The following is a 14,597-nucleotide window of genomic DNA, read 5'->3' on the forward strand; positions in this document are numbered from 1 at the left end:
CCCGAACCTGCACCAACGGGTGTCCGGTGTCGATGGTCACCGGCGAAGAGCTGCTGACGCTGACCGATGGCGTGCTCGACGGGCTGCTGCCGTTTGAGTTCAGCCGCTTGTATCGCACCAGTGCGGTCGAGATCGATGTCGGGCTGGGGTTTGGCTGGAGTCACTCGCTGGCGCATCGGCTGGAGGTCGATGGCGCTGCGGTGGTCTGGGTTGACCACGAGAACCGGCGCACGCGGTTTCCGTTGCCGAGTGTCGAGCGGCCGGAAATCCACAACAGCTTGTCGCGGGCGGCGATCTTTCTGGGGGATGAGCCGCAGGAGCTGATTGTTGCGCTGGCGGGTGAGGCGGCGCGGTTTTATCACTTTCGGGCTGGGCGTCTGACGGCGGTCAGCGATGCCTACGGTAACCGGTTGCGTATTACGCGGGATCGCCTGGATCGCATTGAGCGCCTCGACAACGGCGCTGGTCGTTCCTTGTTGCTGCGCTATGAGCGGGCGCATCTGGTCGCGGTCGATTATCAGGTTTTTCGGGAGTCTGCCTGGCGCACCGAGCAGACCCTCGCCCGTTATCGGTACGACGCCCGTCATCGATTGATCGAGGCGACCAATGCGGTCGGCGAAAGCGAGCGTTACGACTACGACGACCAGCACGTCATCCTGCAACGGCAACTGGCCGGCGGCGCGAGCTTCTTCTGGGCGTGGGAGCGCGCCGGCAAGGCGGCGCGTTGCGTGCGGCACTGGGCCTCGTTTTCGCAGATGGATACGCGTTACGTCTGGGATGACGCCGGCCGTGTCACGGTGCATTACGTCGATGGCACTGAAGAAACTTACGTCCACGACGACACCGCGCGGATGGTGCGTCAGGTTGCCGCCGACGGTGGTGAGCAGCTCAAGGCCTATGACGCGCAAGGCCGGCTGGTCGCCGAGCAGGATGCGCTGGGGGCGGTCACCGAATACCGCTACGACGATGCCGGACGGCTGATCGCGCTGATTCCGCCGGACGATGCGCCGACGTCCTACGAGTACCGCAATGGTTTCCTGCACAGTCGTTCACGTGGCGATGCGGTGTGGACGTACCGGCGCAATGCCCAGGGTGACATCACCGAGGCGGTCGATCCGGATGGCCATGTCACCCACTACCACCGCGATGCACAGGGGCGGTTGCTGTCGATCCGTTATCCGGATTCGGGTCGGCATGTGTTCGTGTGGAACGACCTGGGCCAATTGGTCGAAGAAAGTCTGCCGGACGGTGGGGTTCGCAAGTTTTCCTACGATGCGTTGGGGCGGCGGACGACGGTTCAAGACGAACATGGCGCGGTCACCCGTCACGCCTGGGACGCCGTTGGCCGGCTGATCCAGACCACCTCGCCGAATGGCGCCACCCGCGCCTGGTCCTACAGCGCCTACGGCCAGATCACCGCCGAGCGCGATGAACTGGGGCGCATCACCCGCTACGAATATGACGATGACCTGCATTTGGTCAGCCGGCGGATCAACCCCGACGGCACGCAACTCCGGTACCGCTACGACCATGCGCAGCTGTTGCTCACGGAAATCGAGAACGAGTCCGGCGAAAAGTACCGGCTGGACTACACGCCCACCGGACTGATCCGACAGGAAACCGGCTTCGATGGCCGGCGTACCGCTTACGCCTACGACCGCAACGGCCACCTGCTGGAAAAGACCGAGTTCGGCGACGACGGCTCGACGCTGGTCACCGGCTATCAACGTGATGCTGCTGGGCGATTGCTGCTCAAGACCCTGCCGGACGGGGTCGAGGTCAGCTACCGGTATGACCGTTTAGGCCGTTTGGTCGGCGTGGATGACGGCCAGGATCACCCGCTGGCCTTCGAATATGACCTGCAGGACCGGCTGGTGCGCGAGCATCAGGGCTGGGGCACCCTGCGTTACACCTACGACGCCTGCGGCCAGCTCAGCCGGATGCGCCTGCCGGACAACAGCAAGCTCGATTATCACTACGCCAAGGGCGGCGCGCTGACCGCGATTGACCTCAACGGCGCCTTGCTCACCCGTCACGTCTACCAGAACGGCCGCGAACAGCAGCGCCAGCAAGGCCTGCTGCTCAGCGAATATGCCTACGATGAACAGGGCCGCTTACGCGCCCACGCCGTAGGCCATCAACGCAGTGCGCTGTACCGTCGCGACTTTGCCTACAGCGCCAACGGCAACCTCGAACACATCGCCGACACCCGCCACGGCCAGCGCAGCTACACCTACGACGCCCTCGACCGGCTGATCCGCGTGCGCCACACCCGCGACGATGTGCCGGAAACCTTCGCCCACGACCCGGCCGGCAACCTGCTGATGCAGGATCGCCCCGGCCCGACGCAGATCAAAGGCAATCGCCTGCAAATGCAGGGCGACCGGCACTACGACTACGACGCCTTCGGCAACCTGATCCGCGAACGCCGTGGCCGTGCGCAAACCCTCGTCACCGAATACCGCTACGACAGCCAGCACCGCCTGATCGGCCTCACCCGCCCCGACGGCACCAGCGCCACCTACCAATACGACGCCTTCGGCCGGCGCATCCGCAAAACCGTCAACGGCCAGACCACCGAGTTCTTCTGGCAAGGCGACCACCTGATCGCCGAAAGCAGCCAGGAACAGCACCGCAGTTTCATCTACGAACCCGGCACCTTCCGCCCATTGGCCATGCTCGACGGCAAAGGCCCGAAACGCGCCTGCCCGTTCTACTACCAACTCGACCACCTCGGCACCCCGCAGGAGTTGACCGACTACAGCGGCGAGATCGTCTGGTCAGCCAAATACAGCGCCTACGGCAAGGTCACCTCGCTGGAGCTCGCGACCGAGGACTACTTGAACCAGCCACTACGGTTTCAGGGGCAGTACTTCGATGAGGAAAGCGGGCTGCATTACAACCGGCACCGGTACTACGACCCGGACGTGGGGCGGTACCTGACGCCGGATCCGGTGAAGCTGGCGGGTGGACTGAACCAGTACCAGTACGTGCCGAATCCGACGGGGTGGGTGGATCCGTTGGGGTTGAGCTCCAATTGTCCGCCGCCGAACAAGCCAGGATGTCCGGTTCCGGATGGGGTGAGCGGTTCGGTTGTTGACGAAGGTGAACCGCTGACCCCAAAGCCCAAATCTCGACCGGGAAATTTTGGTAGTGATGAAAAACTCGCCGCGCATTTTGAAAAGCATGGCGCCGAATTCAAGGCGATGACCAACGAAGAGTACTTGCTCATCGCACGAGGAGTAGTGAATCAAGGCACGCGTGTGGAGTACTTATACAAAGGAGAGATGCGAGCAGGATATATCCAACTAATGGGGAATAACCGGAAAGGTGAAGCGAAATTTGCTTTCGTGGGCACCAACACAAATGATGAAATTACGACTCTACACACCAAAAGTGGAAAAGAATTTTGGCGGACAATCAATGGTAATGCACAAGATAAAACAGTGAGACCTGCTCATGACTAAGACACACAAAGCTTTGGTCGTCGAAATAGATCCGTTTGTAGAAGACGCTATTTTGCTGGTTGTTGAGGGCGTTGAGGTCAGATGCTTCGTAAGCCACAGCCCTTCGAAAATTGAGGTCGGAAAAACTTACGAGGCTGAGTTCGAAATGGTGCTGTCTGATGACGAGTTTGTGTCAGCCACACAATGCGAAGAAATGCAGATCAAGATGCTCGGTAGTGGATTCCACTGTGAAGTTTATGGCTATCTGGATGGCGAGGTTTTCCGGTCGTTTGTTGATTTTATGGATCAGGATATCCACTACGAATACCCACATCTGAATGGGCAGTTCGTCAAAATTAACGCGGACAGGATTGATGTCTCGTTTGTTCGATAGCGAATGGCTGGGTTAGACCACTGCTCAAGCCCTTAGCGCTCTAAATAGAATTTCCAATATTCAACGAAACAAGTGTCCATCACTCATCATCATCAAAATCCTCATACTCAAGCTCTTCCTCACCCTCCAAAAGCGGAACCGTCGCATCATCCATCAATGACCCCGGATCTTCATTCCCCGGATCATTGATAAACGGCAATCCGCTCGGGCCTTTTTCTTCCTTGCCTTCGGTTTCGGGAGTCATGGCGCACCTCGTCAGTCGCATTCGTATACGACGTTCGAAAAGTATGGTCGCCAATCGTTCCTGCGCATGACGCACAGGCACAAAAAACCCGGCATAAAGCCGGGTTTCCGTAGAACCGATCACTCAACGATGACGATTCTTGTGTTTGTACTTGTGCTTATGACCACCGCCGGAGTGCGACTTGCCGCCATCGTCACCCAGGTTGTTGCCGACCGCACCACCCGCTGCGCCACCCAACCCTGCGCCAATGGTCGAACCGGTGGAGCCGCCGAGGCTGTTGCCGACCACTGAACCGCCTGCGGCGCCGAGGCCACCGCCAATGGCGGCTTCCGTGCGATTGCGTTTGTTCGCTCCGACGGCACTACCGGCCGCACCGCCAACGCCGGCACCCACCGCAGCACCGGTGCTGCCGCCGAGCTGGCCGCCGACCACATTGCCCAGTACACCGCCCAGCCCACCACCGACAGCCGCGGAACCATCGCCGGCAGCCATGGCGCCTTGAGCCACGAGCAGTCCTATAACCAACGCAGTTGCAGTTAAAGTCGAGCGCATACAGACCTCACAGGTCCCGGATCGGGACGGTTCGCCCGCGGAGTGGGCTATGTGGCATTGGAGGCGAATTCGGGTAAAACGTTCAGCAACGAAAAGGCCCGGCATAAAGTCGGTCCTTTTCAGACATGCATTCGCAATCAGTGACGCTTGTGCCCCTTGGACAAGTTGCTGCCCACTGCGCCGCCAGCAGCGCCGCCCAGGCCGGCACCGATAGTCGCGCCGTTCTTGCCACCCAGGCTGTTGCCGATGATCGAACCACCCGCTGCACCGACACCACCGCCAATGGCCGCCTTTGTGCGGGCCCCCTTCTTCGCTGCCAACGCACCGCCAGCCGCGCCGGCCAGGCCAGCGCCAATGGCCGCGCCGTTGCTGCCGCCCATTTTCTGGCCAACCACGTTACCCAGCGCGCCGCCCAGACCGCCACCCAGTGCGGCGGTACCGTCGCCAGCCATTGCACCTTGAGCAACCAGAAGCCCCAGAACCAGAGCAGGCAGAGTTAAACGCATGACGAGAACCTCAACAGAAGGAATAAAAAAGGGCGCAGATTGAATGCTGTTGCCGCGGCAATGTCCAGCGTTGCAGCGCACTTGGCGCCGATTGGACAGCAATTATGGAAAAGGTTTTATGGCAGGCAAAAAAAAGCCCGCTGGGGAGACGGGCTGGAGACTTGCTTTCTAACGGATGGCTTCACCCTACTCAGGCGGGTGTGAAAAGTTTGTGAAAGAAACCAAACGAATTTGCAATTTCTGTAGGGCATTTCTCGAAAAAGAAACAAAAAACCCCGCTCAATGGCGGGGCTGTGTGGCATCCGGATTACTTCCTGGAACGTGCCGTCACCTTGGGCAAAAATTTTGCTTTAGGCCCCTTGGGTGTTGTCGACTTGATCTTGCCGGTCTGCACCGGATCCTCACCGAATCCGGCCTGATACTCCGTCTGGCCGCAGCGCACGCAATTGTTGAATGAAAACTCAGCCCCGTCGTCTTCGATGTACGGATCAGTCATCTCCTCACCCCTTTCCAAATGCGGGCCGACACCGGCAAACCCTTTTGCCTGAAAAAATATCGACCTCCAAGACTTTTGAGACTAGCCGGTCATTCCTGGACTTGCGGTTCAGATCACCCGGAGCCCGACGAATGGCCCACGGAAATTAAACACAATAACGAACCGTTGGTCTCACGCCGCTAAAGATTCCCGGCGACCGGCCGCTGCCCTTTTTCCTACGCAATGAATCTCAAGGAGAGAACATGGAAATCAAAGGATTCCCGACACTGCCCGTTGTAAAGCTCACGGATGAACAGATCGCCGCCGGCAAAGCCGGGGCAGAGAAATTCAAGGAAAAAGTCGCTTCGGGCGAAATCGTCATCAAGCAACCGACCGGGCCGAGTCCGTTGCAGCCTGGTGTCATCTACCACCCTGACCCGGCCCAACCAGCTCAGCCGGGCGATACCCCGCCTCTCGTCGCGATCGATACACCACTGACCTACGATTCGAAAGGCACTGTCCTGCTCAAACCACAGGGCTGATTGTCAGCAAAGAGCCCATTCCTTTGAATGGGCTCACAAGCCTCAGCGCAACTTGACCGCCGTACCGGTCGCAAACACCACCACCATGCCGCCCTTTCCCGCTGGCATGCTGATCTCGAAATCCACCCCGACCACCGCATCCGCCTGCAAGGCCCGCGCGCGCTCCTTGATTTCGTCAGTCGCCTGAATACGCGCCTCCTTCAACGCCCGCTCCAGCGTCTGCGAACGCCCACCGAAAAAGTCCCGCATGCCGGCGAACATATCGCGAATCACATTCACGCCCTGCACCGACTCGGCACTGACGATATCCAGATACGCCGTAATCTGCCGGCCTTCGATGGAATGGGTGGTGGAAATGATCATGGAGGTCGTCCTTTTACTTGCCGGATAAAGCCACGATTGTAATGCCCTGGCAAAGAGAAGCCGAAGCGATCTCTGCGACCAAAAAACCGGGCACCAGAATGCACAAAACCCCTGGCTTCTTTCGAAACCAGGGGTTTTGTTTACATCGAATTTGGCGGTGAAGGAGAGATTCGAACTCTCGATACAGTTTCCTGTATACACACTTTCCAGGCGTGCTCCTTAAGCCACTCGGACACTTCACCGTATCTCTTCAGACATGTTCTGTCTGTCGAGGCGCGCTAATGTAGTCGAAAGCTTTTCTGATGGCAAACTTTTTTTCAGAATTTTCATGCGGTTAAGAGATAAAGTCGTTTCCGCCATCGCAGAGCCATGGCAATCCGGCCAATCTCGGGTGAGCACGGCCCTTCTATATAGGTGTGGAGGCGTTTGCCATGGGGCACGTTGCGGCGGATCAGCCGCACAAGGGTGACTGGCGGGTCAGTCACAGTGCTTTACCTGACCGGCGACGGTGGGTAACGTCTGCCCATCTTTCTTACAAGGAATTGCGCCATGAGCGACCTGATTGCCTACCACCTCGAAGACGGTATCGCGACCCTGACCCTGAGCAACGGCAAGGTCAACGCCATTTCCCCGGACGTGATCGCGGCCTTCAACGCGGCGCTGGATCAGGCGGTGGCGGATCGTGCCATTGTGATCATCACCGGTCAGCCGGGCATTCTGTCTGGCGGCTATGACCTGAAAGTGATGACTGCTGGCCCTAAAGAGGCCGTGTCGCTGGTGACCGCCGGCTCGACCCTGGCCCGTCGCCTGTTGTCGCACCCGTTCCCGGTAATCGTTGCTTGCCCGGGGCATGCCGTGGCCAAAGGCGCATTCATTCTGCTGTCCGCCGATTACCGGATCGGCGTCGACGGCCCGTTCAGCATCGGTCTGAACGAAGTGCAGATCGGCATGACCATGCACCACGCCGGCATCGAGCTGGCTCGTGATCGTCTGCGTCGCTCGGCCTTCCATCGCTCGGTGATCAACGGGGAGATGTTTGATCCGCAAAGCGCAGTGGATGCCGGTTTTCTCGACAAGGTGGTCGCGGCAGAAGAACTGCAAGGCGCTGCCCTCGCCGCCGCGCGTCAGTTGAAGAAGATCAACATGACCGCGCACAAGAACACCAAGCTGAAAGTGCGCAAGGCGCTGCTGGAAACCCTGGACAACGCAATCATCCAGGATCAGGAACACTTGGGCTGACACCCGGCTCATACCGATTCAGAAAAGCCCGACCGTCGTGTCGGGCTTTTTCTTGCACGCCCCGTTGAAAACTCCGCAGCAGCTCTAGGACGCCTCTGACCAACAAGTCGGAAACATGCGCTTAAACATCGCCCATCTCCGGACTCTATAGCGGCAATTGCCGAAAACAGTGCACATCCGTACACTGCGCCACCTTTTGTCCCGATGGGCCTGAAAATGCTGTTTGTGTTTCGTATGTTATTGATGGGCCTGCACTTTATTCTGGCGGGAATCCTCGGGGTGATCCTCGGGCTGTGCCGCCCGTTCAATCCGGACAACAGTCGCCTGTGTGCCCGTCTCTATGCACTGCCGGCCATGTGCATTTTGCGTCTGCGGGTGAAGGCCGATGTTGGCGCGCTAATGAACAAACCCGACAGCTGCGTGATCATCGCCAACCATCAGTCCAACTACGACCTGTTCGTGTTCGGTAACGTGGTGCCGCATCGTACCGTGTGCATCGGCAAGAAAAGCCTGAAGTGGGTACCGCTGTTCGGGCAACTGTTCTGGCTGGCGGGCAATGTGTTGATCGATCGTGGGAACGCGCACAAGGCGCGCCAGTCGATGCTGACCACCACCGACACCTTGCAGCACAAAGACACCTCGATCTGGGTCTTTCCGGAAGGCACCCGCAACCTGGGTGAAGAACTGCTGCCGTTCAAGAAAGGCGCGTTCCAGATGGCCATCGCCGCCGGAGTGCCGATCGTTCCGGTGTGTGTCAGCAGCTACATCAAGCACATGCGTCTGAATCGCTGGCACAGCGGGAAAATTCTCATTCGCTCGCTGCCGGCGATTCCTACCGCCGGCATGACCATGGACGACATGCCCACGCTCATCAACCAGTGCCGCGAACAGATGCGCGAATGCATCGATGCGATGGACCGGCAGCTGCAAGCCGCGTGAATAAAGAAGCCCGCCCAGTGCGGGTTTTCTTTTGTCCGTTGAACTGTGCAGATTTCACTGACTCTCAAGCAGCGACACGGCTAAGCTGAAGCCATGCCTCCCCTGCCATCTGCCAAGTAGAAGTGAATCACCACCATGGGTCGAGTTGTTGCTGCTGCGGTTTACAGCGCCGGTAAGAAAGTCACCAATATTACCCTCGACGAAGGCGCGGCCTGGGCCGCCAAGACTGGCCACTTCGTCTGGATCGGCCTCGAAGAGCCGAATGCCCAGGAACTGGCCAACCTGCAACGCCAGTTCAATCTGCACGAACTGGCCATCGAAGACGCCCTGGAAAAACACAGCCGGCCGAAGCTCGAAACCTTTGGCGACGCGCTGTTCATCGTCACCTACTCGCCGGTGCGCGAACACGGAATTCTGCAGTTCATCGAAACCCATATCTTCGCCGGCAAGGGCTACATCATCACTGCCCGCAATGGCCATTCGGCGTCCTACGCCCATGTCCGCCAGCGCTGTGAGGCGCGGCCGCTGTTGCTGGAACACGGGGAAGATTTCGTACTGTATGCGCTGCTGGATTTCGTGATCGAAAACTATCAGCCGGTGGGCGAAGCGATCCATGCCGAGATTGATGAGCTGGAGCGCAATGTGCTGTGCAGCGCACTGAATGAACACGACATCCAAAAGCTGCACGGCCTGCGTCGCGACGTACTGCGTCTGCGCCGCTACGCCGCTCCCATGGTGGAAATCAGCGAAGAACTGCAGAAGCTGAGCTTCCCCTTCATCGACAAGAACATGCGTCCGTACTTTCGCGACGTGCAGATCCATGTGAACCGGCAGATGGAAGACCTGACTACGCTGGCCGACATCGCCAGCCAGACCATCGAAATTGGCGTGCTGCTGGAGGCGTCACGCCAGAGCGTGGTGCAGCGCAAGTTTGCAGCGTGGGCGGCGATTCTGGCATTCCCGACGGCGGTGGCGGGGATCTACGGGATGAATTTCCAGAACATGCCGGAGTTGAGCTGGCACTACGGCTATTTCGGCGTACTGGGCTTTATCACGGTCGGCTGCGTGAGCCTGTGGGCGAGCTTCAAGAAATCCGGTTGGCTGTAAGTAAAAAAACGCCCCCGTGCAAGGCACGAGGGCGTTCGGACTCAAGCGGCGGTCGGCTTGTGCGCCACGAAGCGCATCATCCACTCCGCCACCGTGGTGCCGTGGTGCTGATGCTCCAGGCTGGCCACGCCCTTGCTGTACACCTGCTCGCCCAGCGCTTCCTGACGCAGATCCAACAGCGCCCGCGAATAGTCGTGGATGAATTCCGGATGCCCCTGGAAGCACAGCACCTGATCGTTGATGTGGTACGCGGCGAACGGGCAGAAATCGCTCGATGCAATCACCGTGGCATTCTCCGGCAGCGCCGTGACCTGATCCTGGTGGCTGATCAACAGCGTCAACTCTTCACGCACCGGGCTCATCCACGGCGCCTTGGCGGCCAGTTTGTAATTGTGAATGCCGACTCCCCAACCCTGCGTAGCTCGCTCGCTTTTGCCGCCCAGCAGCAGTGCCAATAGCTGATGGCCGAAGCACACGCCGAGCAGTTTGTCGCCGCGCTCATAGCGGGTCAGCAGGTATTGCTTGAGGGTCTGGATCCACGGGTCGGTGCCGAACGAATCGGCCTTGCTGCCAGTGACCAGGTACGCATCGAAAGTCAGGTCATCACTCGGATAATCGCCCTGCATCACGTTGTACACCGTGAACTCGGCGGCGATCGGCTGTTGCGAGAACAGGTGCTGGAACATCTGCCCGTAACCCTGATATTGATCGACCAGTTCCGGACGCAGGATGTCGGTTTCCAGAATGCAGATGCGTAGCGACATAAAAAATACCTGACACGTGATGGGAATAATGCACAGCCCAGAGCCTGCCTTGAAACCACCCGGCAAGGCAAGCCCCGAAATGCGTCCCCAGCCCGTTAGAACAATTCGCCCCTCGCAGCCTTCTCAAGCAGCAACGCTGGCGGTACGAAACGCTCGCCGTACTGCTCCGCCAGATACTGCGCCCGCGCGACAAAGTCCTTCACGCCATATTGATTGATGAACTGCAACGCGCCGCCCGTCCATGCCGCGAAGCCGATGCCGAAGATCGAGCCGACGTTGGCGTCCGCCGTCGACGTCAGCACGCCCTCCTCCACACAGCGCACGGTCTCGATGGCCTGCACGAACAGCAGTCGATCACGCACATCCTTGGGCGAAATCTGCCCGTCGGCTTTCTCGAAACGGGTTTTCAGCTCGGGCCACAGATGTTTCTGACCACCCGCCGGGTACTCATAAAAACCGCCTCCCGCTGCCTTGCCCGGCCGCTTGTATTCGTTGAGCAGCAAGTCAATCACGGCGAACGCCGGGTGCTCAATCAGCGGTTTCCCTTCTGCTTGAAGGTCTTTGGCCGTTTGCTGACGGATATGGCTCATCAGGCTGAGGGAAACTTCGTCAGAGATCGCCAGCGGCCCGACAGGCATGCCGGCCTTACGCGCTTCGGTCTCGATCATCGGCGCACTGACGCCCTCACCCAGCATGGCAATGCCTTCGTTGGTGAAAGTGCCGAATACCCGCGAAGTGAAGAAGCCACGACTGTCGTTGACCACAATCGGGGTTTTCTTGATTTGCAGTACGAAATCGAACCCACGGGCAAGCGTTTCGTCGCTGGTTTGCGCGCCTTTGATGATTTCCACCAACGGCATCTTCTCCACCGGGCTGAAGAAGTGCAGGCCGATGAACTTGCTTTGATCCGGTACTGCAGTCGCCAAGCCAGTGATTGGCAAGGTCGAGGTGTTGGAAGCAATCACAGCGTCGGCGCCGACCACCTGTTGCGCTGCCGCCGAGACCTTGGCCTTGAGCTGACGATCCTCGAACACCGCCTCGATGATCAGATCGCAACCTGCCAGATCGGCGTCGCTTTCGGTCGGATGGATGCGCGCCAGCACCGCTTCACGCTGCTGCGCAGTCATCTGCCCGCGAGCGACTTTCTTGTCCAGCAATGCCGCCGAATGGGCTTTGCCCTTTTCCGCAGCCGCGAGGTTGATGTCTTTGAGCACCACGTCGATCCCGGCCGATGCGCTGACATAGGCGATCCCGGCGCCCATCATGCCCGCGCCGAGCACGCCCACGCGCTTCGTCGCATAAGGCGCAAAACCCTGCGGCCGCGACCCGCCGGCATTGATTTCATTGAGCTGGAACCAGAAGGTGCCGATCAGGTTTTTCGAGATCTGGCCGGTGGTCAGTTCGGTAAAGTAGCGGGTTTCGATCAGGTGCGCCGTGTCGAAATCCACCTGCGCGCCTTCCACCGCCGCGCACAGAATCTTCTCCGGTGCCGGCAACGTGCCTTGGGTTTTGGTGCGCAGGATCGACGGCGCAATCGCCAGCATCTGCGCAACTTTCGGATTGGATGGCGTGCCGCCGGGAATCTGATAACCCTTCACATCCCAACGCTGCACGGCCGCAGGATTGGCCAGGATCCAGGCCCGGGCCTTGGCCAGCAGCTCATCGCGATCCGCCGCCAGTTCATCGATCAAACCTGCCTGCAACGCCTGCTGCGGACGGACTTTCTTGCCTTCAAGCAGATACGGCAAAGCCTTTTCGATGCCAAGCATGCGCACCATCCGCACCACACCACCGCCGCCCGGCAACAGGCCGAGGGTCACTTCCGGTAAACCGAGTTGCACCGACGCATCGTCCAGCGCCACGCGGTGGTGGCAGGCCAGGCAGATTTCCCAGCCGCCGCCGAGCGCCGCGCCGTTGATCGCCGCGACCACCGGTTTGCCGAGGGTTTCCAGAGTGCGCAACTGACCCTTGAGGGTCAGCACCATGTCGTAGAACGCCTTGGCTTCGGGCTTGCCGACCTTGATCAGTTCATTCAGGTCGCCGCCGGCGAAGAAGGTTTTCTTGGCCGAAGTGATGATCACCCCGGCGATGTCATCTTTTTCCGCCTGCAAACGGGCGACGCTTTCGGCCATGGCCTCGCGGTACACCGCGTTCATAGTGTTGGCGCTCTGGCCCGGCATGTCGATGGTCAGGAGGACGATGCCGTCCTGGCCTTTTTCGTAACGAATGGCTTGGGTCATGACAGGATTCCTTGAGGTCAGAGGCGTTCGATGATGGTGGCGATGCCCATGCCACCGCCGACGCACAGCGTCGCCAGGCCGTAGCGCAGGCGCCGGGCTTCCAGTTCATCGAGCAAGGTGCCGAGGATCGCGCAACCGGTGGCCCCCAGCGGATGGCCCATGGCGATCGAGCCGCCATTGACGTTGACCTTGTCCGGATCGACGGCCATGTCCTTGATGAATTTCAGCACCACCGAGGCGAAGGCCTCGTTGACCTCGAACAGGTCGATGTCCTCCACCCGCAGCCCGGCCTTGGCCAGTGCCTTGCGGGTGGCCGGCGCCGGGCCGGTGAGCATGATGGTCGGGTCGGTGCTGGTGACCGCCGTGGCGACGATCCGCGCCCGGGGTTGCAGGCCCAACGCACGCCCCTTGGCTTCGGAGCCGATCAGCATCAGCGCCGCGCCATCGACGATCCCCGAGCTGTTGCCCGGCGTGTGCACATGATTGATCCGCTCGACATGGCTGTAGACTCGCAGTGCCGTGGCGTCGAAGCCCATCTGGCCGATCATTTCGAAACTCGGCTTGAGTTTGCCCAGACCTTCGAGGGTCGACTCGGCGCGAATGAACTCATCGTGATCAAGCAGGATGATGCCGTTCTGGTCCTGCACCGGCACCAACGACTTGTTGAACGATCCGTCGGCCCGGGCGCGCGCCGCTTTCTGTTGCGAGTGCAGCGCGTAGGCATCGACGTCCTGACGGCTGAAGCCTTCAAGGGTGGCGATCAGGTCGGCGCCGACGCCTTGTGGCGTGAAGTGGCTGTGCAGATTGGTCTGCGGGTCGAGCGCCCAGGCGCCACCGTCGCTACCCATCGGCACGCGAGACATGGATTCGACGCCGCCGACCACCACCAGCTCTTCAAACCCGGAGCGCACTTTCATCGCCCCCAGGTTCACCGCTTCCAGTCCCGAGGCGCAGAAGCGGTTGATCTGCACGCCCGCGACGCTGACATCCCAATCGGCCACCTGCACCGCGGTCTTGGCGATGTCCGAGCCCTGATCGCCAATCGGCGTGACGCAACCGAGCACCACGTCATCGACCTGGCTGGTGTCCAGCGCCGTGCGCGCTTGCAAAGCGGTCAGCAGCCCTGCCACCAGGTTCACCGGTTTGACGCTGTGCAGCGAACCGTCGGCCTTGCCCTTGCCACGGGGCGTGCGTAACGCGTCGAAAATCAAAGCTTGGGTCATGACGTCCTCGAACCTGTGCGGTGAGTGAAATTCGTGCTGCCACTGTTGTCTTCACCCGTCATGGATTCAATGACCACAGCGCTCAATGACGTTGACGCGCACGCTCAGACGGACGGTCATCCGTGGCTTGATTAACCGGTTCAGGTGCGCGAGCTGTCTAGCAAACGGGCGGCAAAGAAGCTGGCAATGGGCCTCATGCCTTTTTAATCGCGACAGGTAGCAAATACATACGAAATGGATCTAAGCGAAGCGTGACGCGGGCCCTAAGGTGAAGATGTACGTTGTTGTCGTCGGGTTTTGCCGAGGCAGACGTTCTTCAACAGGAAGTGCAGCGCTTGCCATCATGGATATGCAGGCAGGCATCAGGAAATAACAAAAAAGGCGGTCAAGCCATGTTCAAACAACCGAAAGTACGTCAAGCAGGGCTCATTCTTTTCGCCACGACGCTGTTGTTGATTCTGCCGAACCTGACCAAGGTCATCGGCTGATTCAAGTGTCAGGTATTGTGTATCGCCACTGAAAATGCGACTGGCCCGCTACCCGGGCCAGCGTGGCTGTGCCAA

At 59.6% G+C, this 14,597-nt stretch carries 15 protein-coding genes and 1 tRNA gene; 7 read left to right on the plus strand and 9 right to left on the minus strand.

What is annotated here, in order from left to right:
• Together ACTJK7_RS26655 and ACTJK7_RS26660 are read left to right on the plus strand one after the other, a co-directional pair.
• Nucleotides 1-3,467 (plus strand): RHS repeat-associated core domain-containing protein (locus tag ACTJK7_RS26655; RefSeq protein WP_440819235.1); only part of this gene is annotated, 3,467 nt, incomplete at its 5' end.
• Nucleotides 3,460-3,840 (plus strand): hypothetical protein, encoded by a 381-nt coding sequence (locus tag ACTJK7_RS26660; protein WP_064378732.1) that lies wholly within the window; start codon nucleotides 3,460-3,462, stop codon nucleotides 3,838-3,840. The genes ACTJK7_RS26655 and ACTJK7_RS26660, both read left to right, overlap by 8 nt.
• 79 nt (nucleotides 3,841-3,919) lie before the next feature.
• On the opposite strand, the gene ACTJK7_RS26665 is transcribed toward ACTJK7_RS26660, so the two are convergent.
• The 4 genes from ACTJK7_RS26665 to ACTJK7_RS26680 all read right to left on the minus strand — a co-directional run bounded on the left by ACTJK7_RS26665 (nucleotide 3,920) and on the right by ACTJK7_RS26680 (nucleotide 5,638).
• Nucleotides 3,920-4,084 carry a hypothetical protein gene (locus ACTJK7_RS26665; protein ID WP_007952178.1) on the minus strand — a complete coding sequence of 55 codons (165 nt, stop codon included), beginning with the start codon at nucleotides 4,082-4,084 and terminating at the stop codon, nucleotides 3,920-3,922.
• Between the two features lie 123 nt (nucleotides 4,085-4,207).
• On the minus strand, nucleotides 4,208-4,636 hold the full coding sequence (locus tag ACTJK7_RS26670) for a glycine zipper domain-containing protein (RefSeq protein WP_011333228.1): 429 nt from the start codon (nucleotides 4,634-4,636) through the stop codon (nucleotides 4,208-4,210).
• A gap of 137 nt (nucleotides 4,637-4,773) precedes the next feature.
• Nucleotides 4,774-5,142 (minus strand): hypothetical protein, encoded by a 369-nt coding sequence (locus tag ACTJK7_RS26675; RefSeq protein WP_011333227.1) that lies wholly within the window; start codon nucleotides 5,140-5,142, stop codon nucleotides 4,774-4,776.
• Nucleotides 5,143-5,449: 307 nt separating this feature from the next.
• On the minus strand, nucleotides 5,450-5,638 hold the full coding sequence (locus ACTJK7_RS26680) for a hypothetical protein (protein ID WP_041475182.1): 189 nt from the start codon (nucleotides 5,636-5,638) through the stop codon (nucleotides 5,450-5,452).
• 242 nt (nucleotides 5,639-5,880) lie between these two features.
• Between ACTJK7_RS26680 and ACTJK7_RS26685 the strand changes: the two genes are divergently transcribed.
• Nucleotides 5,881-6,159, plus strand: coding sequence for a hypothetical protein (locus ACTJK7_RS26685; protein WP_011333226.1), 279 nt, complete (start codon nucleotides 5,881-5,883; stop codon nucleotides 6,157-6,159).
• A gap of 42 nt (nucleotides 6,160-6,201) precedes the next feature.
• Here ACTJK7_RS26685 and ACTJK7_RS26690 read toward each other — a convergent pair whose 3' ends face one another.
• Nucleotides 6,202-6,522 carry a YbjQ family protein gene (locus ACTJK7_RS26690; protein WP_039769949.1) on the minus strand — a complete coding sequence of 107 codons (321 nt, stop codon included), beginning with the start codon at nucleotides 6,520-6,522 and terminating at the stop codon, nucleotides 6,202-6,204.
• A 152-nt stretch (nucleotides 6,523-6,674) separates the two neighbouring features.
• Nucleotides 6,675-6,764: transfer RNA gene (locus ACTJK7_RS26695), tRNA-Ser, on the minus strand.
• A gap of 307 nt (nucleotides 6,765-7,071) precedes the next feature.
• On the opposite strand from ACTJK7_RS26695, the gene ACTJK7_RS26700 reads away from it, so the two are divergent.
• The 3 genes from ACTJK7_RS26700 (at nucleotide 7,072) to ACTJK7_RS26710 (ending at nucleotide 9,807) form a co-directional block, all read left to right on the plus strand.
• Nucleotides 7,072-7,761 (plus strand): crotonase/enoyl-CoA hydratase family protein, encoded by a 690-nt coding sequence (locus tag ACTJK7_RS26700; protein ID WP_011333225.1) that lies wholly within the window; start codon nucleotides 7,072-7,074, stop codon nucleotides 7,759-7,761.
• A 216-nt stretch (nucleotides 7,762-7,977) separates the two neighbouring features.
• Nucleotides 7,978-8,700 (plus strand): 1-acylglycerol-3-phosphate O-acyltransferase, encoded by a 723-nt coding sequence (locus ACTJK7_RS26705; RefSeq protein ID WP_064384027.1) that lies wholly within the window; start codon nucleotides 7,978-7,980, stop codon nucleotides 8,698-8,700.
• A 135-nt stretch (nucleotides 8,701-8,835) separates the two neighbouring features.
• Nucleotides 8,836-9,807, plus strand: a complete 972-nt coding sequence (locus tag ACTJK7_RS26710; protein ID WP_085655738.1) for a magnesium and cobalt transport protein CorA — start codon at nucleotides 8,836-8,838, stop codon at nucleotides 9,805-9,807.
• Between the two features lie 41 nt (nucleotides 9,808-9,848).
• Here the strand turns inward: ACTJK7_RS26710 and ACTJK7_RS26715 are convergent, their stop codons facing one another.
• The 3 genes from ACTJK7_RS26715 to ACTJK7_RS26725 form a co-directional block, all read right to left on the minus strand.
• Complete coding sequence (locus ACTJK7_RS26715) at nucleotides 9,849-10,571, minus strand: amidotransferase (RefSeq protein ID WP_085655737.1); 723 nt, start codon at nucleotides 10,569-10,571, stop codon at nucleotides 9,849-9,851.
• A 95-nt stretch (nucleotides 10,572-10,666) separates the two neighbouring features.
• Nucleotides 10,667-12,811, minus strand: coding sequence for a 3-hydroxyacyl-CoA dehydrogenase NAD-binding domain-containing protein (locus tag ACTJK7_RS26720; protein WP_108560462.1), 2,145 nt, complete (start codon nucleotides 12,809-12,811; stop codon nucleotides 10,667-10,669).
• Nucleotides 12,812-12,828: 17 nt separating this feature from the next.
• A complete protein-coding gene (locus tag ACTJK7_RS26725) occupies nucleotides 12,829-14,034 on the minus strand; it encodes an acetyl-CoA C-acetyltransferase (protein ID WP_085655735.1) in 1,206 nt (401 codons plus the stop codon).
• Between the two features lie 284 nt (nucleotides 14,035-14,318).
• Here ACTJK7_RS26725 and ACTJK7_RS26730 point away from each other — a divergent pair, with 284 nt between their 5' ends.
• The gene (locus ACTJK7_RS26730; protein ID WP_143491825.1) at nucleotides 14,319-14,522 is read left to right on the plus strand and encodes a hypothetical protein; all 204 of its coding nucleotides are present in this window, start codon (nucleotides 14,319-14,321) and stop codon (nucleotides 14,520-14,522) included.
• Nucleotides 14,523-14,597 lie beyond the last annotated feature (75 nt).

The organism is Pseudomonas sp. 22085, assembly GCF_052045815.1.
GTDB classification, from domain to species: domain Bacteria; phylum Pseudomonadota; class Gammaproteobacteria; order Pseudomonadales; family Pseudomonadaceae; genus Aquipseudomonas; species Aquipseudomonas glycinae.